Source organism: Vibrio sp. M260118, from assembly GCF_036533755.1.
In the GTDB taxonomy this organism is placed as follows: Bacteria; Pseudomonadota; Gammaproteobacteria; order Enterobacterales; family Vibrionaceae; genus Vibrio.
Map to the genome: position 1 here is coordinate 1 of NZ_JATABG010000733.1, position 388 is coordinate 388.

The following is a 388-nucleotide window of genomic DNA, read 5'->3' on the forward strand; positions in this document are numbered from 1 at the left end:
GCCCGGTTTTCGGGGCGGACAGTTCCATCGTTCCCACCACTTTCTACCACAGATGATCGAAAAGCTTTGGGCTGCGCGTGACGTTGCCAAAAAGAATAACGAAAAGGCTTTCTCTCAAGCCATTAAAATCATCATGAACTCATTTTATGGTGTATTGGGTTCATCTGGGTGCCGTTTCTTTGATACGCGCTTGGCGTCCAGCATCACCATGCGCGGGCATGAAATCATGAAGCAAACTAAGGTTTTAATCGAAGAAAAGGGTTATCAAGTGATTTACGGCGATACCGATTCAACCTTTGTTTCCCTCAATGGTGAGTTCACACAGCAACAAGCTGATGAAGTTGGCCACCAGCTTGTAGATTTTATTAATGATTGGTGGACTAACCAC

1 protein-coding gene is annotated in these 388 nt (G+C 45.4%); it reads left to right on the top strand.

Annotation, left to right across the window (positions count from 1 at the left end; all coding sequences use genetic code 11):
- Window positions 1-388: DNA polymerase domain-containing protein (locus tag QTO00_RS20905; RefSeq protein WP_331426413.1), on the top strand; the 388-nt coding region annotated here is incomplete at both ends.